The following is a 23,030-nucleotide window of genomic DNA, read 5'->3' on the forward strand; positions in this document are numbered from 1 at the left end:
CGGCACTCCCTGATGAAAAAAATCTACATCAAAACCTTCGGCTGCCAGATGAACGAGTACGACTCGGACAAGATGGCCGACGTGCTCAACCTGTCCGAAGGTCTGGTGAAAACCGATACGCCGGACGACGCCGACGTGATCCTGTTCAACACCTGCTCGGTGCGCGAAAAAGCGCAGGAAAAAGTGTTCCACGACCTCGGCCGGGTGCGCCACCTGAAGCAGGCCAACCCCAATCTTATCATCGGCGTCGGCGGCTGCGTGGCTTCGCAGGAAGGCGCGGCCATCGTCGCGCGCGCGCCTTTCGTCGACGTGGTGTTCGGCCCGCAGACCCTGCACCGCCTGCCCGAGCTGATCGCAAAGAAGCGTGAGACCGGCCGCGCCCAGGTCGACATCAGCTTTCCCGAAATCGAGAAATTCGACCACCTGCCGCCTGCGCGCATCGAAGGCGCATCGGCATTCGTCTCGATCATGGAAGGCTGTTCCAAATACTGCACCTTCTGCGTCGTGCCCTACACCCGCGGCGAGGAAGTGTCGCGCCCGTTCGACGACGTCATTGCCGAGGTCGCAGATCTGGCCGCGCGCGGCATCAAGGAAGTCACCCTGCTGGGGCAGAACGTCAACGCCTATCAGGGCGCACTGGACGAAGGCGGCACCGCCGATTTCGCCTACCTGCTGGAAATGGTGAACGAGATTCCCGGCATCGAACGCATCCGTTACACCACCAGCCATCCGCGCGAAATGACGCAGCGGCTGATCGACTGCTACGGCACCTTGCCCAAGCTGGTGTCGCACCTTCATTTACCCGTGCAGTCGGGTTCCGACCGCGTGCTGGCAGCGATGAAGCGCGGCTACACCGTACTGGAATTCAAATCCATCGTTCGCAAGCTCCGTGAACAGCGCCCCGACCTGTGCCTGTCCTCGGATTTCATCATCGGTTTTCCCGGCGAGACCGAGACCGATTTCGAGGCGACCATGAAGCTCATCGTCGATCTCGATTTCGACGCCAGCTTCTCCTTCATCTACAGCAAGCGTCCCGGCACGCCGGCGGCGGATTACCCGGACGACGTGCCGGCCGAACTGAAAACGCAGCGGTTGATGAAGCTGCAGGCGCAGATCGAGGCGCAGGCGCAGGTCGTCAATCAGTCCATGGTCGGCACCGTGCAGCGCGTGCTGGTCGAAGGCCACGCGCGCAAGAATGCCGCCGAACTGGCCGGCCGCACCGACAACAACCGCATCGTCAATTTCGCCGGGCAGCCGCGCCTGATCGGCCAGTTCGTCGACGTCACCGTCACCCAGGCCCTGCCGCACAGCCTGCGCGGCGAGATCGTCACCACCGAGAGCGCCGCCGCTTGAAAACCGATAGCGTCGAACTGCGACTGGCGCCGGAAGACAACCGCCGCCTCGCCAATCTGTGCGGCCCGATGGACGAGAACTTGCGCCAGGTCGAGGCCGCGTTCGACGTCACCATCAGCCGGCGCGGCGCCAGCTTCCGTTTCGGCGGCGACACCGCGCAGGCCGAAAAAGCCGGGCAGGCGATCGAGTATTTCTACAACCGCGCGCACGACGAACTCTCGCTCGACGACATCCAGCTCGGCCTGGTCGAACTCACGCGCGCGCGCAGCCTCGGCGAACTAGGCGCGGAAGAAGCCGGCCCGGCGCTGCGCACCCGGCGCGCCGACCTGCGCGCACGCACCCCGCGCCAGGGCGAATACATCGAGCAGATCCGCAACCACGACATCACCTTCGGCATCGGCCCGGCCGGCACCGGCAAGACCTATCTGGCGGTGGCCTGCGCGGTCGACGCGCTGGAGCGCGAACAGGTCAAGCGGCTGGTGCTGACGCGCCCGGCGGTGGAAGCCGGCGAGCGCCTCGGTTTCCTGCCGGGCGACCTCACGCAAAAAGTCGACCCCTACCTGCGCCCGCTGTACGACGCGCTGTACGACCTGATGGGTTTCGACAAGGTGACGCGGCTGATCGAGCGCCACGCGATCGAGGTCGCGCCGCTCGCCTTCATGCGCGGCCGCACGCTCAACCACGCCTTCATCATTCTCGACGAAGCGCAAAACACCACGCCCGAGCAGATGCAGATGTTCCTGACGCGAATCGGCTTTGGCGCGCGTGCGGTGGTGACCGGCGACCCGACCCAGATCGACCTGCCCAAGCACGTCAAATCCGGCCTGATGGATGCCGCTGAAATCCTGTCCGGCGTGCGCGGGCTGGCCTTCACCCATTTCCTCTCGGAAGACGTCGTGCGCCACCCGCTGGTCGGCCGCATCGTCGACGCCTATGCCGCGCGCCGCGCGGAAACGGAAGCGCGTGGCAAGGTCTGAATTCAGTCTGCCCAGGCTTAATTTGTCGGTACAGTTCGCCAGCGCGGCGGACAGTCTGCCCAGCCGCGCGCAGGTGCGCCGCTGGGTCGCCGCCGCGCTCGAACATCCGGCCGAAGTCACCGTGCGCATCGTCGATGCCGACGAAGCGCAGGCGCTCAATCAGGATTACCGCGACAAGACCTACGTCCCCAACGTGCTGACCTTCGAATACGGCGAAATCGGCCAGGACGAGTCCGGCCAGGCAGTGCTCGGCGGCGACGTGGTGATCTGCGCCCCGGTGGTCGAGCGCGAGGCACGCGAACAGGGCAAGTCCCTGCAAGCCCATTACGCGCACATGACGGTTCACGGCGTGCTGCACCTGCAGGGCTACGACCACATCGACCCCGTCGGGGCTGAAATCATGGAGTCACGCGAAGCCGTTATACTGAAACGGTTTCATATCCCCAATCCCTATTTATCTACCTGACGCAAAAAAATGGAGCCCGACAGTAGCCACAAGCCGAGCTTGCTCGAACGCATTTCCCACTGGCTGATGCGTGAGCCCGAAGACCGTGAGCAGTTGATCGAACTGCTGCATGGCGCCTACGAAAACAGTTTGATGGACGCCGACGCGCTGGCGATGATCGAAGGCGTGCTGCAGGTATCCGAAATGCGCGTCGGCGAAATCATGATTCCGCGCGCGCAGATGGACGTCATCGACATCAACGACGCGCCCGAAGTGTTCATCCCGCATGTGATCGAAACCGCGCACTCGCGTTTTCCCGTCATCGACAAGGACCGTGACGACATCATCGGCATCCTGCTGGCCAAAGATTTGCTGCGGCACTACGCCGAAGACGATTCCGATATCCGCGGCATGCTGCGGCCCGCCGTGTTCATCCCCGAATCCAAACGCCTCAACGTGCTGCTGAAGGAATTCCGCTCCAATCGCAATCACATCGCGATTGTGGTCAACGAATACGGCGGCGTCGCCGGCATCGTCACCATCGAGGACGTGCTGGAGCAAATCGTGGGTGACATCGAAGACGAATACGACTTCGACGAGACCGAGGACAACATCATCCGCGAACTCGACGGCGTGTTCCGCGTCAAGGCCTCCACCGAAATCGCCGACTTCAACCAGACCCTCGGCGCACAGTTTTCCGACGAAGAATTCGACACCATCGGCGGCCTCGTCGTCTCGCGCTTCGGCCATCTGCCCAAGCGCGGCGAATCGGTCAGGTTCGCCGGATTCAGCTTCAGCGTGCTGCGCGCCGACAGCCGCCGCCTGTATGCCGTGCGGGTAACCCGCCTGCCGCAGCATGAGGACGCCCAGCTGCCGCTGGTTTAGAGCTTTGAAGAAGGTGTTGTCTGAAGCGGCTCGCGAAAGTGGAGCCGCTTTCTTTTTGCGCGATGGATTGCTCGGCTTTGTGGCGTGATCTATAGCGATGCAATGAGCAATCGATCGGGCAAAAAAGATGTGATCACATCTTTGTTTCCGCAAAGGCTGCACCGATCATATTAATAGATGCAATATCATCTTTTAATTGACGTGCCAGCGTGCCGTTCCTAGTAGTCGTGATAAGAGAGAGCTTGTCTCTTGAGGCAAAAGGCAAGACCTGACCCCATGTCTGCCATGTCTGCGCACATGTCTGCGCATGTCTGCGTGTCTGTGCCGTGTCTGTGAAGGGTTGGCGTCAGCTTCGCAGGGGCCATGACTCAGGGCTTCTCAAGCCACTCGGCAAATCGGGCGACTTCTGAGACCGCCGCGAGAAATTTCTCTGGAGTGACATGGATCGCTGGAGGCATAAGCCAGCCCCGTTCGCTTTCTTCCTGTTCGTTGAACAGTTCAAAGTCTCGATTGTCGATGAAAAACGGGCTCTGTAATTTCTTGAGATCATCTTCCGAATAGTAGGTACTTTGGCTCGTTATCGACTCTGGGTGCTGTACACGATTGCGAGCCAGAACAAGCTCTTCAAGTAGGCCGAGATTGCATTGGCTATCTTCGAACGCGACGCGGAATTCACCGAGAAAGTAGGCCTTGTACCCATTGAACCAGCCTCGCTTGAAATCAGATTTGTATTTGTCTCCAGCTGGAACATTGAACTGGCGTTCCCATGTCTTGAAGTACAGGTGAAACGAGGCGGAGAGCATGGATACGCATGCATGGCCTAGAACCTGAAGAGACTCTTCGGCTTCAAGCCACTGGGTGAGAAACGCGGGTTCTTCGTCTTCGCTGTATGGCGGAACGTAGGGTTCTTCTTCAGCCTCAATCATTCGCTTTCGCTCCACGAACGGCTCGGCGCTGTTGGTGTACAGCTGCCTAACGAACGAAAGGCGTTGAACAAGAAAGTAGCAAACGTCCACGGCCTATGCTCCCGACGCCCAACGTTTGAGAAGAGAAGCATGACCCGGCTTGCCGGGACATATCCTCTCGAATGAAGGGTTAGGCCTCACCACCAAATTGCGGAAACTTGGCCAAGTACTGCTGTAGCCCATAGTTTCCCTTCAGCAACTCGGACTCCTGAAATAGTGCTTCAAGGTCAAGTAAGTCGATGGGATCCTGTTTCTTGTTGGGCCAAGCTGCAAACCCATAGATCACGATTGCGGATCTTGGCTCGATTGGGCCTTTCTCGAAGTACGCCACTTGGTAAATGCGATCCTTCAAGAGTCTTAGGTAGAACTCGTGGCGCCAATGCTCCTCGTGTTGTTGGCATAGACGGCTATACAGCCTTGTCTTGAGCGAATTGCGCAACGACTTGTAGGACTCGATGTGCCTTGCCGAGGTAAGCCAGTTGAGTCGATCGGCTTCAGGCCTGTCATTCGAACTTGCCTCGCTCATCAATGACCGGTAGGCCCTTTCCAGCGCCAAGACCGCTTCTTTGAAGACTTCGGAGTCATGCGTATTTCTCCACGGGACATAAATGGCTAGAACAGAAACGACTGCCGAACCAAGGGCAATAGCTGCCGCGATGACTGCAATTTGATCGGCTGTTGACATTGATGCGGTAATCCTTGTGGGGCCTAACGTGGAGCCAACCCGACTGCGCGGCTTTTCGCGCAGTCGGGTTGAGCGCAAAGTTATGCATTTAACGGCGCGGGCCAAGTGACTTTCAGTGCAACTTGGTCTTTGCTCTGTGCTTTGTATAGGATGCGACCACCATCAAGATGAACTACTAACTCCAGCTTTATTAATGCTCCCCTCGCATCGGAGCCTGCTTGAACAAAAACTTGAGCATAGCCCTGTGGGGGCAGTATGCACGGAGGGTAAGCCGTCCATTCCCGAGGAGCGCTCTCAGCGGAAAATGCGGTAATTTCAATGGGGGCAATAAACTCGATTTCACGCTTGCTTTCACAGGCTTGTTTGATTTGAAGATAGTTCTCTTGATTAAACAGCATTAGTGATACTCCATAAGATGCATAACAGTTATTGGAGAGACCCATGGGACCGGACATTTATTAATATGGAGACAGCCGTCATAGTGTTTTATTTTGATGATTATTATCAATATTTTCAGTGTCCGGTCTCTGCATTACGTTATAAACAAAAGAGATCGGTGGCTGATGGATTATGCACCTGATTAAGCGGCTCAAATATCGACGGGAAGTCAGAGACGGGATTTTGAATGGGCCGCTTTCACAGCATCAACGGCAGTTCGATAAGCAAACCCCGAGCGCCTCGGGGTCATGAGCAGCCGATGTCTCAAGACCAAATCAAGCACCCAAACGCCCGAGCAGGGTGAGGTGATTCGCCAGGCAGTAACCCGGTTTTTTTCTTACAACGTGTGCCGGCGGTCGCCGCGCGCAAACCCTGTGAGTTGCGGAAGCGCGCCCTTCGTCAGCGCAATCACCTTGAACAAATCGCCCATTTCGGCGGGTGAAACCAGTCGCTGCACGGCATTGCTCTGCGGCAGAAAGGCGGCGGCGTCGGTCGGCGGGGTCTGCATCAGCAATTCGGTGAGGCCGGCGTTGAGCAGGAAATTCGCCTGGCTGGCGTAACCGGACAGGTCCAGACCGGCCTCCGTCCCTGCCCGCGCCAGCGCGCTGAAGTCGACGTGCGCGGTGAGGTCGCACAGCCCCGGCAGATAAAACGGATCGTCCAGCGCGTGATGGCGGTAGTGCGCGCGCAGCGTGCCCATGTGGCGTTGCGGGTGGTAGTACTCGGCGGCGCTGAAGCCATAATCGATCAGTAGGATCAGGCCGCGCTGCAAACTGTGGGCGAGGGCGGCGATCAGGTGGTCGGCGGCGAGGCTGATTTCGCTCAGGTAGCCGGGCGCCAGATCGAGGGCTGCGGCGCGGGCGCGCAGCGCGGGGTCGTCGATGGGACGGTCCTGCCACGCGAAGCCTTCGCCTTGCTCGACCACGCCGTGCGCTTGCGGCCCGCTGGTCGTCCAGTGCACCACGTCCACCGGCAGTGCGTCGAATACTTCGTTGCCGAGGATGACGCCTTCGAACGCGGCCGGCAGTGTGTCCAGCCAGACCACGCGGCGGGCGAGATCGGGCCGTTCCTGCGCGATGCGCGCCTGCTGGCGGGCGCGCAGGTCGGCGCTCACTTCGAGGATGGCGTAGCGCGCGGGCAGGGCGTCCAGGCGTTCCAGTTCGCCCAGCACGTCGAGCGCCAGCTTGCCGCTGCCGGCGCCGAGTTCCAGGATGTCGCCGCGGGGCTTGTCCCCTTCAGGGGAGTTGGCCAGCACCGGCGCAATTGCGTGCGCCAGGGTGCGGCCGAACAGCGGGGTGAGTTCCGGCGCGGTGACGAAATCGCCCGCCGCGCCGAACTTCATCGCGCCTGCCGCGTAATAGCCGAGGCCCGGCGCGTAGAGCGCGGCTTCCATGAAGCGGGCGAACGGGAGCCAGCCGCCGGCCTCGCGGATCAATGCCTGCAGGTGAGCGGTTACGCGCTGGCTGTGGGCAAGCGCATCGGGAGCGGGGGAGGGCAGCATGCGGCGGATGAGTTCAGGGATAATGCGGGGTGGCCGGACGATCCGGTCGATCCATTCCTAACCCGGCGACTATAAAGGCGAATCCCGATGCAAGGCAAAGTAGTGTTGATTACCGGCGGTGCCAAACGGGTGGGCGCGGCGGCGGCGCGGTTGTTGCATGCGGCGGGCGCCAACCTGATGATCCACTACCGTAATTCGGCGACCGAGGCGCGCGCGCTACAGGACGAACTGAACGCGGTGCGCGAAAACTCGGTCGCGCTAATCCAGGCCGACCTGCTCGATATCGGCGGCCTGCCGGCGCTGGTCAAGCAGACGGTGGTGACCTTCGGCGGGCTCGACGTGCTGCTCAACAACGCGTCGAGTTTTTATCCCACGCCGGTCGGCAGCATCGAGGAAAAGGACTGGGTTGATTTAATGGGAAGCAACCTCAAGGCACCGCTGTTCCTATCGCAGGCCGCCGCGCCCGAGCTGAAAAAACGCCGCGGCTGCATCATCAACATCACCGATATCCACGCCGACCGGCCGATGAAAAGCTACGTCGTCTATTCCATCGCCAAGGCCGGTCTGGTGGGGCTCACCAAATCGCTGGCGCGCGAATTGGCGCCCGAAGTGCGCGTCAACGGTATCGCCCCAGGGCCGATCATGTGGCCGGAAGACGATGCCAATTTCGACGAGGTGTCGCGCCAGCGCATCATCTCGCACACCATGCTGAAGCGTGCCGGCGACCCGCACGATATCGCGCTGGCGGTGCGCTTTTTCGCGATGGATACGCATTTCGTCACCGGCCAGATCCTGGCGGTCGATGGCGGACGCAGCGCCAAGCTCTGAGCGCTGTTGCCCCCTATGCGCAGCTTTCTCTGGCATGACTACGAAACCTTCGGCATCAGCGCGCGCAGTGATCGCCCGGCGCAGTTCGCCGCGATCCGCACCGACGCCGAGCTGAATGAAATCGGCGCGCCGCTGATGCAGTATTGTCAGCCCGCGCCGGATTACCTGCCCGACCCGCAATCCTGCCTGATCACCGGCATCACCCCGCAGCAGTGCCTGGAGCAAGGGGTGCCCGAGCACCAGTTCGCGCGCGACATCGAGCAGGCGTTCAGCCAGCCCGGCACCGTCGGCGTCGGCTACAACACCATTCGCTTCGACGACGAGTTCACCCGCTTCCTGTTCTGGCGCAATCTGATCGATCCCTATGCGCGCGAATGGAAAGACGATTGCGGGCGCTGGGATATTCTCGATCTGGTGCGCACTGCCTACGCGCTGCGGCCGGACGGCATCGTCTGGCCGACCAACGAACAGGGGCGGGTGAGCTTCCGGCTCGAACTGCTGAGCGCGGCCAATGGCCTGGCGCACGAAGCCGCGCACGATGCGCTGTCCGACGTGCGCGCCACGGTCGCGCTGGCGCGTCTGATCCGCCAGAACAATCCGCGCCTGTTCGATTTTTGCCTGGACCTGCGCAAGAAGGAGCAGGCCGCCGAGCAGGTCGGCCTCAACGCGCCGCGTCCGTTCCTGCACATCACCGGGCAGGTGCCGGTCGAGCGCGGCTGCCTGATGGTGGCGTGGCCGCTGGCGCAGCACCCCACCAACAAGAACGAGATCATCGTGTGGGATCTGGCGCACGACCCCGGCGAGCTGTTCGCGCTCGACGCCGACGCCATCCGCCTGCGCATGTTCACCAAGACCGATGCCCTGCCAGAAGGCGTCAGCCGCCTGCCGGTCAAGACCATTCACCTCAACAAGTCGCCGGTGGTGATCAACAAGCTCAACACCCTGAGCCCGGAGCGCGCTGAGCAGTGGGGCGTCGACATGGCGGCGGTGCAGCGCCATTCTCTTGCCTGTGGGGCGGCGCCGGACATGCGCGCCGTCTGGCAGGCGGTGTTCGAGCGCGCGCCGCAGGCCGCCGCCGATGTCGACGCCGACCTCTACGGCGGCTTCGTCGGCAATGCCGACCGTGGCGTGCTGACCCGCCTGCGCGGCCTGACGCCGGCGCAACTGGCTGCGGCGCAACCCGCGTTCGCCGACCCGCGCCTGAACGAATTGCTGTTCCGCTACCGCGCGCGCAATTTCCCGGCCTCGCTGAGCCCGGCCGAGGCGCAGCAGTGGCAGGCGCATTGCGCCGCGTGGCTGTTCGACGGCGCCGGCGGTGCACGCACGCTGGAAGCCCTGTTCAACGAAATCGATACCCTGGCGGAAACGGCCGACGCGCGCGGCGAGGCCATCCTGGGCGCGCTCTACGAATACGCCGAGGCCATTGCGCCCGCCCGCGTCGGTTAAAATCCGCCGCGCAATTTCGCCCTGACAGACTGCTTCGTGACCCCCGTTCACCTCTCCCATTTCACCGCCACCAGCTGCCTGGGCTACGGCAATGCCGCCACCCTGGCCGCCTTGCGCCTGCAGCGCAGCGGCTTGCAGCCCTGCCAGTTCGAGACGGTGCACGATCTGGCGACCCACGTCGGCGAAGTGTCCGGGGTCGACGCCGTCGAACTGCCCGCATCGCTCGCCGAACATGACTGCCGCAACAACCGCCTGGCCTGGCTGGGGCTGCAGCAGGACGGCTTCAGCGATGCGGTCGAAGCGGCCATCGCGCGCCATGGCCGGCGGCGGGTCGGCGTGTTTCTCGGCACCAGCACGTCGGGCATCCTGCAAACCGAGCAGGCGTATCGCCGCCGCGATCCGGCGAGCGGCGCGCTGCCGGACGATTTCATTTACCGCACCACGCACAACACCTACTCGGTGGCGAATTTCGTCCGCACCGCGTTCCAGCTCGAAGGCCCGGCCATGGTGGTGTCCACCGCGTGTTCGTCCTCCGCCAAGGTGTTCGCTTCGGCGGCGCGCATGCTGGCCGCTGGCCTCATCGATGCGGCCATCGTCGGCGGCGTGGATTCGCTGTGCCTCACTACCTTGTACGGCTTCAATTCGCTCGAGCTGCTCTCGTCCGAGCCGTGCCGGCCCTACGACGTTCATCGCCAGGGCTTGTCGATCGGCGAGGCGGCCGCGTTCATCCTGCTCGAACGCCCGACTGCGCAGCTGCCGGCCGATGCCGTGCTGCTGCTCGGCGTGGGCGAAACCAGCGATGCCCACCACATGTCGTCGCCGCATCCCGAAGGCCTGGGCGCCAGGATGGCGATGGAAGCGGCGCTGAAAACAGCAGGTTTGCAGGCGGCCGATATCGATTATCTAAATCTGCACGGCACTGCCACCCCCAGCAACGATGCCGCCGAAGGCCAGGCCGTCGCGGCGCTGTTCGGCGACCGCGTGCCGTGCAGCTCGACCAAGGGCGCCACCGGCCACACGCTGGGCGCGGCAGGCGGGCTGGAGGCGATCATCAGCGCGCTGGCGTTGCAGCAGGGTTTTTTGCCGGGCGGGGTGAATACGCAGCAGCTCGACCCGGCCATTCCGATCCAGTACCTGACGGCCAACCGCGACAGCGTACCGCGGCGGGTGCTGAGCAATTCGTTCGGCTTCGGCGGCACCAACTGCAGCCTGATCCTGGGGCGCGCAGGATGAGGCTGACCGCTTACCTCGACGGCATCGGCCTGATCGGCCCCGGGCTCGACAGCTGGCCTGCCGCGCAGCCCATCCTGGCGGGCCATGCGGCGTACGAAGCGCGCCCGCTGGCCGTGGCTGCACCGCAATCGCTGCCGCCTGCCGAGCGCCGCCGCACCGGACTCGCGATCAAGGTGGCGCTGGCGGTGGCGTTTGATGCCATCGCCGCCGGGCAGCTCGATGCCAGACAACTGGCCACCGTGTTCACCTCCTCGGGCGCCGACAACGACAACTGCGACGCGATCTGCAAGACGCTGGCCTCCGACGACCGCAGCATTTCGCCGACGCGCTTCCACAACTCGGTGCACAACGCCCCAGCCGGCTACTGGGGCATCGCCTCCGGCGCAATGACGCCCGCCACCGTGCTGTGCGCGCACGACGCCAGCTTCGGCGCCGGTCTGCTGGAGGCGCTGACCCAGGTTGCGGTCGATGGCTCGCTGGGATTCGAGCGCGGTGGCACCCTGCTGATCGCCTACGACATGCCCTATCCCGAGCCGCTGCACGCCAAGCGGCCGCTGCCGGCGGCATTCGGCATCGCGCTGGCGCTGATGCCAGTGCGTAGCGCGCAGTCGCTGGCGCAGATTGAACTTGAACTGGGTGACGCCGCTCCCGACACGCTGGCCGATCCTGCACTCGAAGCTTTGCGCCGCGCTATTCCCGCCGCGCGTGGCTTGCCGCTGTTGCAGGCAGTGGCGCGCAGGGAAACGTGCCGGGTGGTGCTGGATTATCTGGCGCCGCTCAGTTTGGCATTAACGATCGAACCTATTTGAATAGGGGACTGGATGGAGCCGTACCGCAGGACCCTGAAAGCGTCTGCGCGTTCGCTCAGGACCAGCATGACCGATGCTGAGCAAATGTTGTGGCATCGCATCCGCCGCAAGCAGATACACGGCGTGCAGTTTTATCGGCAGAAACCCTTGCTTGCCTATATCGTGGATTTTTATTGCCCGGCGGCGAAGCTGGTTGTTGAGCTTGACGGCAGCCAGCATGCGGAATCTGTGCATCTGGCCAAAGATCAGACGCGTGATGTCGCTTTGGCTGGTCTGGGTTTGCGTGTGCTGCGGTTTGATAATCGGCAGGTGTTGCTGGAAACCGAAGCTGTGCTGAGTGTGATTGATGAGATGGTGAGAGCGCGACGTGAAACTTGAATCCCCCCTAGCCCCCCTTTTTCAAAGGGGGGGACAACAGCACGCTCGGCCATACAGAGCCAGTATGCAAAAGATGGCTTCCTCTTTTGATAAAACAGCACTGACGCAAGCAGCAATACCCCCCTTTGAAAAAGGGGGGCAGGGGGGATTTTTCCCATGACCCCAGACCACAACTGGCTGCTCGCCCATATCCCGCACCAAGGCAGCATGTGCCTGCTCGACCGCGTCGACAACTGGGATGCGCAGCACATCCAGTGCAGCGCCAGCAGTCACCGCGCGCTCGACAATCCGCTGCGCGCGCACGGCCGCCTCGGCGCAGCGTGCGGCATCGAATACGCCGCGCAGGCGATGGCGGCGCACGGTGCCTTGCTGGCCGCAGCCGACAGCGCGCCGCGCGCGGGCTATCTGGCCAGCGTGCGCGCAGTCGAATTGAAGGTGGCGCGGCTGGACGACATCGCCGCCGATCTGCGGGTGGAGGCGGTACGCGAGTCGGGCGACGACAATACGATTCTGTACAGGTTCAGCGTGTATGCCGGGCCGGATTTGCTGCTCGGCGGTCGCGCCATTGTCGTGCTGGACGCGACTAAAACAGGGAGTTCAACATGAAGCGCGCGCTGGTTACCGGCGGCAGCGGCGGTATCGGCGCGGCGATCTGCCGGCGGCTGGCCGCCGACGGCTATTTTGTCTACGTTCACGCCAACCGGAATGCGGCGAAGGCCGAGGCGCTGGTCGCGGCCATCCGTGCCGACGGCGGGCAGGCCGAGGCGCTCGCCTTCGACGTTACCGATGCCGACGCCAGCCGCGCCGCACTCGAAGCGCTGGTTGCCGACGCACCGATCCAGGTGTTGGTGAACAACGCCGGCATCCACGACGATGCGGTCTTTCCCGGCATGAGCGCAGCGCAGTGGCACAGCGTGCTCGACGTCTCGCTCAACGGTTTCTTCAACGTCACCCAGCCGTTGACGATGGCGATGATCCGCAGCCGCTGGGGGCGCATCATCAACATCACCTCCATCGCCGGCCTCACCGGCAACCGCGGTCAGGTCAATTATTCGGCGGCCAAGGGCGCGTTGCATGCCGCCACCAAATCGCTGTCGCTGGAGCTCGCCAGCCGCGGGATCACGGTCAACGCCGTCGCGCCCGGAATTATTCAAACCGGCATGATCGACGGCGTATTCGACAAGCAGGCCATCGAATCCATGGTGCCGATGAAGCGCGCGGGCACGCCGGAAGAAGTGGCCAGCGTGGTGAGCTTTCTCGCCTCGGAGCAGGCGAACTACCTCAGCGGTCAGATCATTTCCGTGAACGGAGGCATGATTTGAGCGCGCCCGCCCATACCCTCGCGGTCCACCAGACCGAAGCCCTGCTGTTCTTCACCCTGCTGCAGTTGACGCTGATCGTGCTGGCCGGCCGCCTCGGCGGCGTGCTGGCGCAGCGCGTCGGGCAGTCGCCCGCGGTGGGCGAGATCATCGTCGGCATCCTGCTGGGGCCGTCGCTGTTCGGCCTGCTCGCGCCCGATCTTTTTCAATATGTATTCCACTCGACGCCGCCGGCGCCGATGCAGATGTTGTCGCAACTCGGCCTGATCCTGCTGATGTTCCAGATCGGCCTCGAATTCGATTTCGCCCACCTGACCGAACGCCACAACCGCCGCGCCGTCACCGCCATTGCCAGCGCCAGCATGATCGCGCCGTTTGCGCTGGGCTTCGGCTTCGGCTGGTTCACCGCGCCGCTGCTGTCGCCCGGCGTCGATCGCCTCGCTTCGGCGCTGTTCATCGCCACCGCCTTCTCCATCACCGCGCTGCCGATCCTCGGGCGGATCATGATCGAGTTCAAGCTCACCCGTCTGCCCATCGGCGTCATCGCGATCAGTTCCGCCGCCATCAACGACGTCGTCGGCTGGCTGTTGCTCGCGCTGGTCACCGCGCTCACCCTGGCCGAATTCAGCGCCGCCGCCTTCGCCCTCAAGGTGGCGCTGGTGGGCACGTTTTTCCTCGTCTGGTGGTTCGCGGTGCGGCCGCTGATGAAGCGCGTGATCCACCTCACCCAGACCAGTCCCGCCCCGATCGGCGAAAAATCCGGGCGTGGCAAGCTCACCCACAACATGCTCGGCATCGTGCTCGCGGGCATCTTCATCTCGGCGATGACCACCTACCAGCTCGGCATCTTTGCCATCTTCGGTGGCTTCATGATGGGCGTCATCCTGCACGACGAACACGAACTGATCGAAGCCTGGAAGGAACGCATCGGCCATTTCGTCATGGTGTTTTTTCTGCCCATCTTTTTTACCTACACCGGCCTGCGCACCCACATCGGCAGCCTCGATTCGATGGAAGCCTGGGGTTGGTGCGGGCTGCTGATCCTGCTGGCCACGCTGGGGAAATTCGGCGCCAGCTACCTCGCCGCGCGCTGGGTCGGCATGTCACATCATGAAGGCAAGGTGATCGGCATCATGATGAATACCCGTGCGCTGATGGAACTGATCGTCATCAACGTCGGCTTCGACCTTGGCGTGATTTCGCAGCAGGTGTTCACCATGCTGGTGCTGATGGCGATTTTCAGTACGGTGATCACGACGCCGGGGTTAAGGCGGTGGTTGCCGGGGATGGGGGTGGCAGTGGCGGGGCGGCATTGACCATTGGCCGGGGGTAGCCCGGCGGCTAGTCACTTTCTTTGTCAATGCGACAAAGAAAGTAACCAAAGAAAACGCACCCCGACATCCCCGAAACCCCGGAAATCGAGCCTGCCGGGTGGGCGTCAAAGAACTCGCCCCGCTTTTGTAATGCTTGATTGATTTTTGTGAGCGGGGCTCAAACACCTTTGCCGCTGATCCACCCGACAGACTCAATTTCCGGCGGGGCTGAGAGGGGGAGAAGGTCAAAACCAGGGCGGCGATGATTTTGAGTTTCAACTTTATGGCGGCTCGTATAAAGGCGGGCATTTAGCCATGCTTAATCAACCTTGATACAAGAACAAGCAAGCAGACGCAAAACAACAAGGCGTAGAAACGGTCGTCTTGAATGTACATAAGGAGAATTCGAAATTCTCGAAATATTTCTGCTATGGCTACCCATTTCATGTCGGCTCCTGCTACTTGTGAAGATGGAGCGAGTATGGGAAATCCTCTTGCCATCAGGACATTAACCGGCGTTAGTTATTTTCCTGGACTGGCGAAATGCGCCGGATGTGCATCACAACACAAGCACTCGAACCGCTCAGTCACCACCGCTTTGGTTTTGCCTTCAGCCCCTCTCAGCCCCGCCGGAAATCGAGACTGCCTGGTGGGTCAGCGGCAAAGGTGTTTGAGCCCCGCTCACAAAAATCAATCAGCATTGCAAAAGCGGGGCGAGTTCTTTGACGCCCACCTGGCGGGCTCGATTTCCGGGGTTTCGGGGATGAGCGGGGTCGCCTTTTCTTTGGTTACTTTCTTTTGGCGAAACCAAAAGAAAGTGACTAGCCGCCGGGCTACCCCCGGCCAACGGTCCGTCATCACCCCAGCTCCACCCAAACCGGCTGATGATCCGAAGCCTCCGTCCCCGCATCGATCCCATGCGCTGACAGCCGTCCCGCCAGCCCCTCAGTCACAAACACAAAATCAAAGCACTCCGGCTGCTTGACGAAATCCACTGGATGGATGCCCACCGTGGGCGCATGAACCTGACCCGGATGCAGCACCGACCAGGCATCCTGGAATGTGGGCACGCCCGCTTCAAACGGGGCGAGCATCTGCGCGCGCTCGGATGCGTGGGCGGGAAAATTCATGTCGCCGCACAGTAGCGCTTGCGTCGGGCGCGGAAGCACTTCGAAGCTGCCGCCCTGTTCTTCAATCAACGGTGGCCTTCCCGACAGGGCGCAGGCTTCGGCATGCAGACGGCGAATGGCGTCGATCTGCGCCTCGCGCTGGATGGCCGAGTAGTACTCGAGATGCGTGGTCATCACCCGTAGTGGGCCGAGGTCTGTGCTCACTACGGCTTCGACCAGTATCCGCTGCATGCTGGGCACGGTCGGGTCGACGGGCCAGGGCAGCAGGTGTCGCCACACCTGGCCGACCGGCAGGCGGGAAAAAATGGCGTTGCCGAACTGGCTGCGGCCACCGTGGCCGTCCGGCACGTCGGTAGCCGGGCCGTAGACCGGGGTGTAGCCGGGCAGACCGGCGGAGAGGATGGCGACCTGATTCTCGCCGTGGCTGCCGGGTAGGCCAGGGAAGTTGACCGCGACTTCCTGCAGGCAGATGACGTCGAAATCACCCAGTTGATGAAGGGTGCGCAGGGTGCGCGCAAGGTCCACTCGCCCGTCCATCCCGCGACCCCATTGGATGTTCCAGCTGAGTAACTTCATGGCTTGTCCCCTGAGTGATGACTGTTTCAGGATAGGCCAGCCGGCAGGCAATTCAGCCTGCCTTCACCGCCTGATACTCCGCCAGGATCGACAGTGCGCCGGTTTCGACATGCCGTTTAGCACCGGTGAATCCAGCCTCGACCAGGGTGTCGATCACCGCGGCCGGCGGCACGCAGGCTTCGATGGTGTCCCAGTAGTAGCGCCACAGTTTGGCCGATTCGGCGCTGCAGCCGGTCAGGCGCGCCAGCACCGGCACCACGCCGCGCATGTAGCCTTTGAGCAGCGTCCGGCTCCAGGCGCGTTCGGGCTTGGTGATTTCGAGCAGGCAGAGGCGGCCACCGGGTTTGAGGACGCGGTGGAATTCGCGGAAGGCGGCGTCGATGTCGCTGATGTGGCGCAGTGCGTAGCCCATGCTGAGGAAGTCGAAACTGGCATCGGGAAAGGGGATGGCTTCGGCGCGCCCTTCGATGAGTTTGACGCCGGGCAGCTGCGCCTGCGACATCATGCCGACGCTGGGGTCGACGCCGATCACCAGGGTGGGGTCACCCACCAGTTTCACCGCTTCGCGCGCGACCAGTCCGGTGCCGATGCCGATATCGACGACGCGCATGCCGGTGGCGAGGCCTGCACGCCGCAGCGCCTGGTTGCGATACCAGGGGCCGCTGCCGAGCGCGAGCAGGCGGTCGATGCGGTCGTAGTCGGACGCGGTGCGGTCGAACAGCTTGCCGACGAAACTGCGCCGTTCGTTTTCGCTGGCGTAATAGGCGGTGAGGGGCGGGTGCGGGGCGCGGGCGATGATGGACTCCTTTGGATAACCGGGTTCAGTCGAGCTGCCAGACCCAGCCGAGGTTGATGCCGAGTACATCGATGCCTGGGTTGGGGTCGGTCATGCCGAGGTTGGAATGGTGGGTGAAATAGGCGGCGGCCGTGAGCGCCTGCTGCTTGTCGAGCTGGTGACGCGCACCAAGCTGGCTGAACCAGTTGACGGTGAAGTCCTGGCCTTGCCCGCCGGGGGTGCCGTTTGCATTGGTGAGGCCGAAACCGCCGCCGATTTCGAAAAACAGTGCGTCGGTCGCGGCCGCATTCCACAGCTCGAAGCTGGGCGCGCCGGCAAACGCAAAGTAGTAGTCTTCGGCGCCTTCCAGATAGGTCTCCAGAATGACCGCGATGCGGTTGCGCACCCGCAGGCGCGCGCCGCTGTCGCTTTGCCACAGGTCGAACGCCGCCGGCGAGCGCCAGGCGATCTGCACCGGCACGATGACGTAGTCGAGCGGGGAGTTGTCCCGCACCTTTTCCAGATAACCCACTTCCACCGCGACTTCCCAGTGGTCGGCGGGATGGTCGTCGGCGCGCACGGCGGGCGGGGCGGCGAGCAGACCCAACAGCAGTGCGGGCAGATAGAAGCGGGTCATGGTGTCAGCCGTGAAAAAACCGCCGCACCAGCAGCAGCGGCAAGCGCAACACAAAGCCCAGCACCAGCCGGAGATGCATCCAGGTGAGCAGGGTGTTGTCGCGCAGGTAGTTGAAATGGGAGACGCCGCCCTCGTCGGCGCGCAGGTATTTCACCGGCGCGTCGAGGTTGATCGGGCGCACGCCGCGCCAGCACAGGCGCACCACGGCCTCGGGATCGAAATCGAAGCGGCGCATCCAGCGCTGGCCGCGCATGACCTGGCGCAGCGGTTCGATCGGGTAGACGCGAAAGCCGTACAGCGAATCGCCGATGCCGGCCCACAGGGTTTCCAGGTTGGCCCAGCAGTTGGAAATCTTGCGGCCCTGCACCCGTAGCGCGGGCGCATCGGCATCGAATACCGGCTTGCCGAGAATCATCGCGGCGGGCTGCTGCTGCGAGGCGGCCATGAAGGCCGGAATCAGATCGGCCGGATGCTGGCCATCGGAGTCCATCGTCAGCGCGTGGGTGTAGCCCTCGGCCGCGGCTTGATCCAGGCCGTGCAATACCGCGGCGCCCTTGCCGCCGTTTGCGGGCAGCACCCATACCCGCAGGCCGGGGTCGCTGGCCGCCATGTCCTGCAGTCCGGCGGCGGTGCCGTCGCTGCTGCCGTCCACCACCACCCACACCGGCTGCCAGTGTGCGCGTGCGGCGCGCACGGTGGCGTACACCTGCGCGCCGGGGTTGTAGCTGGGAATCAGCACCAGATGGCTGGCCGACGCAGTGGGCTCAGACATCATCCGGCGTGACGGTGAGGGTGGAGCGCGGGGGCATCGGGCGCGTCGGCCGGCAAAAAGCGCGGGGCGTCGCGCAATGCGTCGATGAAGTAGCGTTCGAGTTCGGCGGTGAATGCGCCGGCCCGGGCCGGCGGATCGAAGCGGCGGCCGAGGCGGAAATGGTAGGTGATCGGCATGACCGGGCGCTTGAACAGCGGCCAGCCTTTGCTGAGATAGGGCGAGCTGGTTTCGATGAACACGGTCTGGATCGGTACGTTGGCACGTCCGGCAATCAGCGCCGTGGTGCCTTTGCATTCATTGACCGGCCAGCGCGTGGTGCGGGTGCCTTCCGGGAACAGCAGCAGCTGGCTGCCGTTTCTGAGTTCGGCCACGGCTTGCTTGATCATGGAGAGCTGCGCGTCGTTGCGGATGTAGCCGGCCATGCGGGCGCCGGCGCCGAGAAAGACGTTGTCGACGATGTCGGCCTTCATGATGCAGGCGAGGTTGGGCAGGCGCGAAATCACCATCACCGCGTCGAGCAGGCAGGGATGGTTGGGGGCGACGATGAGCGGGCCCTGGTCGCGCAGCGCATCGAGCGCGCTGAAGTCGAAACGGCAGGCGCCGATCCGGCTGAGCGCGCCGAGGTAGAAGCGAAACCCAGTGGTGATGCCCCAGCGCCCGAGCGGGACCGCCCAGCGCTTGGGCAGAATGTAATACAGCGGCACCGACAGCGACGACCAGCCGAGCGTGATGATGCCGAGCAGGATCAGCCCGAACCACAGCGCGCAGATTTCGTACAACGCGTGCAGCTTGCGCTGCAGCGTGCCTGACGCACGGCTCATGCGCCGGCCCCGTCCGCGATGGCGTGGCCGCCCGAGGCCTCGATCTCGACCAGCAGGTCGGCGCGGCAGACATCGGCCTGCAGGAACACCGCAGTCAGCGGCGCGGCGATGTGTTCCGCCATGGCCGCACGCACGGCGGCAAGGTCGGCCGGATGACGCACGTAGACTTTGTACGCCAGCCGGTCGAGGCGGAAACCGGCATCGGGCGCCAGCCGGTTCGCCTCGCCCACAATCGCCGCGATGTTGTGCAGGCATTCGCGTGTTTGCGCCGCCACGTCGCCGCCATGCAGGGTTTGGTGGCCGACGATGCTGGCGGTACCGGAGATGAACAGCATGGCTTGCCCGCCCAGCCGCACCAGGCCTGCGCGCGAAAACGTCGGGCTGCGCGGGCCGTACTGGCTGGGGTAGTGATAGGCGGCGAGCTGGCGCGGGTTCTCGATGCCGATCACGTCGGCGCGCGTCGCCAGAAACGCGACGTGCAGGCCGCCGCTGACAGTGCCCAGTGCGCAGGCGGCCGGCACATTGCCGATCACCGTGCGGCCATGGGCGAGGAAGGCATCCTGGCGGCCGATGTTGAACTGGCGGTAGCGCTCGATCTGGTGGCTTTCCTGGTTGATCGCCGGGAAGTAATTCCAGAAGCGCAGTACCGCGCCAAAGCCGCGCGCTTCGAGCAGTTCAAAGATCGACTGGTAAGCCGCTTCGGCGCTGAGCTGCAGCGGCGGGCGCGCGTCCGGGCTGGTCTCGGCCAGACTCAGGCAGCCGAACAGCAGGCTGTCGTTCTCGCGATAGCGGATCGCGCCCTGGCGGCCGGACTGCATCGGGCCGGGGCTGTGCCAGACTTCGCACAGCGCGGTCTCGCCGTTCAGCAGCGGCATGTCCACCGCGAGCAGCGGCAGATCGCCCGCGGCAGTTCCCGTTGCCGGATGTGAAAAGCAGGCGCCGCCCAGCAGGTCTTCCTGCTCGGGCAGACAGGCCAGCGCTGACGCAGGCAGCAGGCTGAGGCCGAGCAGGGCGTCCAGTGCGATCAAGCCATGCCCTCCGGCTCTTCCACGTAACGGATATTGAACTTGCGGTTCTTCCAGGCCAGCAGCGTGCGCTTCAGGTTGGCGAGCGAGGCGAGGTAATAAATCGCCTTGAGGATGCGCAGCGAACCCCAGATCGGCGTCTTGCCGTAAATGTCGCCCGCCAGCACCGACAGCAGGGCTTCCTGCACCCGGAACCTGTTGCTCGGACCCATGAACAGGTCGCGCATGGTGGGGTTGGTGACGCGGTAGATGAACCAGGAAAACTCCTTCGGCCCGTGCTTCATCACCTTGTCGAAGCGTTTGAGCGCGGCGGCCGATTTTTGTGGCTGGCGCAGGCAGGTGTCGATCGCGTCGGCGCCCTCAAACCCGCTTTTCATCGCCAGCATCACGCCGGAGGAAAACACCGGGTCGACGAAAGCATAGGCGTCGCCCAGCAGAAGGTAGCGGTCGCCGTGGCTGTGGTCGCAGCTGTAGGAGAAGTTGCCGGTGGCTTCCACTTCGGACACCAGCTGCGCATCCTTCAAACGCATTGCCATGGCCGGGCACAGCGCGATCTGTTCGAGGAAGAATTCCTTGACCGAGGTCTTGCGCATTTTCATGCGATGCGGCCAGGTCACCACGCCGATACTGGTGGTGCCGTCGGCCAGCGGAATGAACCAGAGCCAGCCGTGCTCGAACCAGAAAATGCTGATGTGGCCTTCCTTCTTGCCGCAGTTGCGCTGCGCACCGGTGAAGTGGGCATACAGTGCCGAGCTGTTGTGTTTGGGGTTGCGCTGCTTGGCCTTCAGGCGGTTGCCGAGAAAGGTGTCGCGCCCGGAGGCGTCGACCAGAAAGCGGCAGTGCCAAGTTTCGCTGCGGCCGTCGTCGTGTTCCGCATGCACCAGGGCGCCAGCGTGGTCCGGCAGGAATTCCACTTCGCGTACCCGGCAGCCCTCGATGACTTCCGCACCTTTGCGACCGGCATTGCGGATCAGGATTTCATCGAACTCGGACCGCCGCACCTGGAAGGCGCTCGGCATGCTCTTGTCCCAGGCGTCGGCGAACTCGAAGGTTTGCCGGTGATCGTGCCAGGGCGAAATGAATTCCGCCCCCCATTTCTGCATGCCGATGGCCTCCACCTCGCTGCGCACGCCCAACTGGTCGAGCAGCGGCATGTTCGCCGGCAGCAGCGATTCGCCGATGTGGAAGCGGGGGTGATGCGCCTTTTCCAGCAGGGTGACGCGGTGGCCCATTTCGGCTAGCCGCGTGGCGGCGGTGGAACCGGCGGGGCCGCCGCCGATCACCAGCACGTCGCATTGATGGTCGGCCGATTGAGGCAGGGTTTCGTGCGGCATGAGACTTTCCTTGAATGGATACAGCACTGCGAAAAGCGTGATCTGAAAATACTGGACAACAGCCGGATTTTACCCAAACCCGCCCTGTTGCCGGTATGGAAATTCCGCACCATGTGAATCCCGCCGCGGCCCGATTCCACGGCGGGTCGATTGGGCACCCGGGAGGCCCGCGCTATCATGCGGGCTGTTTTTTGCGAGCGTCGCCAACCATGCTGGTGCTGGGTGTTGAATCTTCCTGTGACGAAACCGGTGTCGCGCTGTACGACAGTACGCGTGGCCTGCTGGCGCACGCCCTGTATTCGCAGATCGCCATGCACAACGACTACGGCGGCGTGGTGCCGGAACTGGCCTCGCGCGACCATATCCGGCGCGTATTGCCGCTGACGCGGCAGATTCTGGCCGAGAGCGGCTGCAGCCTCGCCGACCTCGACGGCATCGCCTACACCCAGGGTCCGGGGCTGGCTGGCGCCCTGCTGGTGGGCGCCGGCATGGCGCGCGCGCTGGCGTATGCACTGGACATTCCGGCGGTCGGCGTGCATCACCTCGAAGGCCACATGCTGTCGCCGCTGATCTCCGACAAGCCGCCCGAATTCCCCTTCGTCGCCCTGCTGGTGTCGGGCGGCCATACCCAGTTGATGCTGGTGGAAGGCGTCGGCCGCTACACCCTGCTCGGCGAAACGCTGGACGACGCGGCGGGCGAGGCGTTCGACAAGACCGCGCAGCTGCTTGGCCTGGGCTATCCCGGCGGCCCCGCCTTGTCGAAGCTGGCCGCCAGCGGCGATGCCAGCCGCTTTACCCTGCCGCGGCCGATGCTGCATTCCGGCGATTTCGATTTCAGCTTTTCCGGCTTGAAAACGGCCGTGCTGACCCTGGTGAAAAAAGCCGGTGTTGTCGCCGCGCCCGACATCGCGGCGGCGTTTCAGGACGCCGCAGTGGACGTGCTGGTGACCAAAAGCCTCGCCGCCTGCAAGCACAGCCACGCCCGGCGGCTGGTGGTGGCGGGCGGCGTCGGCGCCAATACGCAGCTGCGCGAACGGCTCACCCGCGAAGCCGCAGCACGCGGCATTGCGGTGTTTTACCCGCGCATGGAGTTTTGCACCGACAACGGCGCAATGATCGCGTTCGCCGGCGCGCAAAGGATGGCGCACGCCGCGCCGGAACTGACGTTTGCGGTCAAGCCGCGCTGGGATCTGGCGACGCTGGAGGCGGTGTAATGCTGTGTTTTCCCGGCACCAAGGCTGCGGGGATTTTAAGGTTGTGCTACATGGCTTGACCCGCCCCCGGATTGTTCCTGGCCGGTAAATCGAATCAACCCGACGACACGCAAGGGAGAAAGAACCCGAATGGGAAACGAGATGAGGAATAACTTGCCCGGCCCCTTTGAT

Annotated in this window: 24 protein-coding genes; 13 read left to right on the forward strand and 11 right to left on the reverse strand. The window is 63.4% G+C overall.

What is annotated here, in order from left to right; genetic code table 11:
• Positions 1-9: 9 nt before the first annotated feature.
• Genes miaB through IV098_RS02520 form a run of 4 tightly spaced genes read left to right on the forward strand, consistent with a single transcriptional unit; the run spans position 10 to position 3,660 of the window.
• On the forward strand, positions 10-1,353 hold the full coding sequence (gene miaB / locus IV098_RS02505) for a tRNA (N6-isopentenyl adenosine(37)-C2)-methylthiotransferase MiaB (protein ID WP_296886323.1): 1,344 nt from the start codon (positions 10-12) through the stop codon (positions 1,351-1,353).
• Positions 1,350-2,330, forward strand: coding sequence for a PhoH family protein (locus IV098_RS02510; RefSeq protein ID WP_296886116.1), 981 nt, complete (start codon positions 1,350-1,352; stop codon positions 2,328-2,330). Before miaB ends, IV098_RS02510 begins: the two co-directional genes overlap by 4 nt.
• Positions 2,317-2,796, forward strand: coding sequence for an rRNA maturation RNase YbeY (ybeY, locus tag IV098_RS02515; RefSeq protein ID WP_296886118.1), 480 nt, complete (start codon positions 2,317-2,319; stop codon positions 2,794-2,796). The genes IV098_RS02510 and ybeY overlap by 14 nt, the downstream gene beginning before the upstream one ends.
• Positions 2,797-2,805: 9 nt before the next feature.
• A complete protein-coding gene (locus tag IV098_RS02520) occupies positions 2,806-3,660 on the forward strand; it encodes an HlyC/CorC family transporter (RefSeq protein ID WP_296886121.1) in 855 nt (284 codons plus the stop codon).
• 368 nt (positions 3,661-4,028) lie between these two features.
• Here the strand turns inward: IV098_RS02520 and IV098_RS02525 are convergent, their stop codons facing one another.
• The 4 genes from IV098_RS02525 to IV098_RS02540 all read right to left on the reverse strand — a co-directional run bounded on the left by IV098_RS02525 (position 4,029) and on the right by IV098_RS02540 (position 7,249).
• A complete protein-coding gene (locus IV098_RS02525) occupies positions 4,029-4,586 on the reverse strand; it encodes a hypothetical protein (protein WP_296886123.1) in 558 nt (185 codons plus the stop codon).
• 169 nt (positions 4,587-4,755) lie between these two features.
• Entirely contained in the window at positions 4,756-5,310 is a 555-nt protein-coding gene (locus IV098_RS02530; protein ID WP_296886125.1) for a hypothetical protein, read from the reverse strand.
• Positions 5,311-5,390: 80 nt separating this feature from the next.
• Positions 5,391-5,708, reverse strand: a complete 318-nt coding sequence (locus IV098_RS02535) for a hypothetical protein (RefSeq protein ID WP_296886127.1) — start codon at positions 5,706-5,708, stop codon at positions 5,391-5,393.
• 377 nt (positions 5,709-6,085) lie between these two features.
• A complete protein-coding gene (locus tag IV098_RS02540) occupies positions 6,086-7,249 on the reverse strand; it encodes an SAM-dependent methyltransferase (RefSeq protein WP_296886129.1) in 1,164 nt (387 codons plus the stop codon).
• 87 nt (positions 7,250-7,336) lie between these two features.
• On the opposite strand from IV098_RS02540, the gene IV098_RS02545 reads away from it, so the two are divergent.
• From IV098_RS02545 to IV098_RS02580, 8 genes are all read left to right on the forward strand, one after another.
• Entirely contained in the window at positions 7,337-8,077 is a 741-nt protein-coding gene (locus IV098_RS02545; protein WP_296886131.1) for a pteridine reductase, read from the forward strand.
• Between the two features lie 15 nt (positions 8,078-8,092).
• Positions 8,093-9,523 (forward strand): exodeoxyribonuclease I, encoded by a 1,431-nt coding sequence (gene sbcB / locus IV098_RS02550; RefSeq protein WP_296886133.1) that lies wholly within the window; start codon positions 8,093-8,095, stop codon positions 9,521-9,523.
• A 36-nt stretch (positions 9,524-9,559) separates the two neighbouring features.
• The gene (locus tag IV098_RS02555; protein ID WP_296886134.1) at positions 9,560-10,756 is read left to right on the forward strand and encodes a beta-ketoacyl-[acyl-carrier-protein] synthase family protein; all 1,197 of its coding nucleotides are present in this window, start codon (positions 9,560-9,562) and stop codon (positions 10,754-10,756) included.
• Complete coding sequence (locus IV098_RS02560; RefSeq protein WP_296886136.1) at positions 10,753-11,565, forward strand: beta-ketoacyl synthase chain length factor; 813 nt, start codon at positions 10,753-10,755, stop codon at positions 11,563-11,565. The genes IV098_RS02555 and IV098_RS02560 overlap by 4 nt, the downstream gene beginning before the upstream one ends.
• A 12-nt stretch (positions 11,566-11,577) precedes the next feature.
• Positions 11,578-11,943: an endonuclease domain-containing protein gene (locus tag IV098_RS02565; RefSeq protein ID WP_296886138.1), complete on the forward strand. Its 366-nt coding sequence runs from the start codon at positions 11,578-11,580 to the stop codon at positions 11,941-11,943.
• A gap of 156 nt (positions 11,944-12,099) precedes the next feature.
• Entirely contained in the window at positions 12,100-12,549 is a 450-nt protein-coding gene (locus IV098_RS02570; protein ID WP_296886140.1) for a 3-hydroxylacyl-ACP dehydratase, read from the forward strand.
• A complete protein-coding gene (gene fabG / locus IV098_RS02575; RefSeq protein ID WP_296886142.1) occupies positions 12,546-13,265 on the forward strand; it encodes a 3-oxoacyl-ACP reductase FabG in 720 nt (239 codons plus the stop codon). The genes IV098_RS02570 and fabG overlap by 4 nt, the downstream gene beginning before the upstream one ends.
• Complete coding sequence (locus IV098_RS02580; RefSeq protein ID WP_296886144.1) at positions 13,262-14,578, forward strand: cation:proton antiporter; 1,317 nt, start codon at positions 13,262-13,264, stop codon at positions 14,576-14,578. The genes fabG and IV098_RS02580 overlap by 4 nt, the downstream gene beginning before the upstream one ends.
• An 854-nt stretch (positions 14,579-15,432) precedes the next feature.
• On the opposite strand, the gene IV098_RS02585 is transcribed toward IV098_RS02580, so the two are convergent.
• From IV098_RS02585 to IV098_RS02615, 7 genes are read right to left on the reverse strand one after another with little or no spacing between them, the layout of a single operon-like run.
• A complete protein-coding gene (locus IV098_RS02585; RefSeq protein WP_296886146.1) occupies positions 15,433-16,281 on the reverse strand; it encodes an endonuclease/exonuclease/phosphatase family protein in 849 nt (282 codons plus the stop codon).
• A gap of 52 nt (positions 16,282-16,333) precedes the next feature.
• Positions 16,334-17,146, reverse strand: coding sequence for a class I SAM-dependent methyltransferase (locus tag IV098_RS02590; RefSeq protein ID WP_296886148.1), 813 nt, complete (start codon positions 17,144-17,146; stop codon positions 16,334-16,336).
• Complete coding sequence (locus tag IV098_RS02595) at positions 17,103-17,693, reverse strand: acyloxyacyl hydrolase (RefSeq protein ID WP_296886151.1); 591 nt, start codon at positions 17,691-17,693, stop codon at positions 17,103-17,105. The genes IV098_RS02590 and IV098_RS02595 overlap by 44 nt, the downstream gene beginning before the upstream one ends.
• A gap of 4 nt (positions 17,694-17,697) precedes the next feature.
• A complete protein-coding gene (locus tag IV098_RS02600; protein WP_296886153.1) occupies positions 17,698-18,465 on the reverse strand; it encodes a glycosyltransferase family 2 protein in 768 nt (255 codons plus the stop codon).
• On the reverse strand, positions 18,465-19,286 hold the full coding sequence (locus tag IV098_RS02605) for a 1-acyl-sn-glycerol-3-phosphate acyltransferase (RefSeq protein WP_296886155.1): 822 nt from the start codon (positions 19,284-19,286) through the stop codon (positions 18,465-18,467). The genes IV098_RS02600 and IV098_RS02605 overlap by 1 nt, the downstream gene beginning before the upstream one ends.
• Positions 19,283-20,314 (reverse strand): hypothetical protein, encoded by a 1,032-nt coding sequence (locus IV098_RS02610; RefSeq protein ID WP_296886157.1) that lies wholly within the window; start codon positions 20,312-20,314, stop codon positions 19,283-19,285. Before IV098_RS02610 ends, IV098_RS02605 begins: the two co-directional genes overlap by 4 nt.
• Positions 20,311-21,645 (reverse strand): NAD(P)/FAD-dependent oxidoreductase, encoded by a 1,335-nt coding sequence (locus IV098_RS02615; protein WP_296886159.1) that lies wholly within the window; start codon positions 21,643-21,645, stop codon positions 20,311-20,313. Before IV098_RS02615 ends, IV098_RS02610 begins: the two co-directional genes overlap by 4 nt.
• Positions 21,646-21,854: 209 nt before the next feature.
• Here IV098_RS02615 and tsaD point away from each other — a divergent pair, with 209 nt between their 5' ends.
• On the forward strand, positions 21,855-22,859 hold the full coding sequence (tsaD, locus tag IV098_RS02620; RefSeq protein ID WP_296886324.1) for a tRNA (adenosine(37)-N6)-threonylcarbamoyltransferase complex transferase subunit TsaD: 1,005 nt from the start codon (positions 21,855-21,857) through the stop codon (positions 22,857-22,859).
• Positions 22,860-23,030: the final 171 nt, after the last annotated feature.

It is taken from the genome of Thiobacillus sp. (genome assembly GCF_018780105.1).
Lineage (GTDB): Bacteria > Pseudomonadota > Gammaproteobacteria > Burkholderiales > Thiobacillaceae > Thiobacillus.

Bases quoted from the DNA above. Each gene is read 5' to 3' on its own strand.
- IV098_RS02520 (WP_296886121.1), top strand. From the start codon at position 2,806: ATGGAGCCCGACAGTAGCCACAAGCCGAGCTTGCTCGAACGCATTTCC.
- IV098_RS02525 (WP_296886123.1), bottom strand. From the start codon at position 4,586: ATGATTGAGGCTGAAGAAGAACCCTACGTTCCGCCATACAGCGAAGAC.
- IV098_RS02530 (WP_296886125.1), bottom strand. From the start codon at position 5,310: ATGTCAACAGCCGATCAAATTGCAGTCATCGCGGCAGCTATTGCCCTT.
- IV098_RS02535 (WP_296886127.1), bottom strand. From the start codon at position 5,708: ATGCTGTTTAATCAAGAGAACTATCTTCAAATCAAACAAGCCTGTGAA.
- IV098_RS02540 (WP_296886129.1), bottom strand. From the start codon at position 7,249: ATGCTGCCCTCCCCCGCTCCCGATGCGCTTGCCCACAGCCAGCGCGTA.
- IV098_RS02545 (WP_296886131.1), top strand. From the start codon at position 7,337: ATGCAAGGCAAAGTAGTGTTGATTACCGGCGGTGCCAAACGGGTGGGC.
- sbcB (WP_296886133.1), top strand. From the start codon at position 8,093: ATGCGCAGCTTTCTCTGGCATGACTACGAAACCTTCGGCATCAGCGCG.
- IV098_RS02560 (WP_296886136.1), top strand. From the start codon at position 10,753: ATGAGGCTGACCGCTTACCTCGACGGCATCGGCCTGATCGGCCCCGGG.
- IV098_RS02565 (WP_296886138.1), top strand. From the start codon at position 11,578: ATGGAGCCGTACCGCAGGACCCTGAAAGCGTCTGCGCGTTCGCTCAGG.
- IV098_RS02570 (WP_296886140.1), top strand. From the start codon at position 12,100: ATGACCCCAGACCACAACTGGCTGCTCGCCCATATCCCGCACCAAGGC.
- fabG (WP_296886142.1), top strand. From the start codon at position 12,546: ATGAAGCGCGCGCTGGTTACCGGCGGCAGCGGCGGTATCGGCGCGGCG.
- IV098_RS02585 (WP_296886146.1), bottom strand. From the start codon at position 16,281: ATGAAGTTACTCAGCTGGAACATCCAATGGGGTCGCGGGATGGACGGG.
- IV098_RS02590 (WP_296886148.1), bottom strand. From the start codon at position 17,146: ATGTACTCGGCATCAACCTCGGCTGGGTCTGGCAGCTCGACTGAACCC.
- IV098_RS02595 (WP_296886151.1), bottom strand. From the start codon at position 17,693: ATGACCCGCTTCTATCTGCCCGCACTGCTGTTGGGTCTGCTCGCCGCC.
- IV098_RS02600 (WP_296886153.1), bottom strand. From the start codon at position 18,465: ATGTCTGAGCCCACTGCGTCGGCCAGCCATCTGGTGCTGATTCCCAGC.
- IV098_RS02605 (WP_296886155.1), bottom strand. From the start codon at position 19,286: ATGAGCCGTGCGTCAGGCACGCTGCAGCGCAAGCTGCACGCGTTGTAC.
- IV098_RS02615 (WP_296886159.1), bottom strand. From the start codon at position 21,645: ATGCCGCACGAAACCCTGCCTCAATCGGCCGACCATCAATGCGACGTG.
- tsaD (WP_296886324.1), top strand. From the start codon at position 21,855: ATGCTGGTGCTGGGTGTTGAATCTTCCTGTGACGAAACCGGTGTCGCG.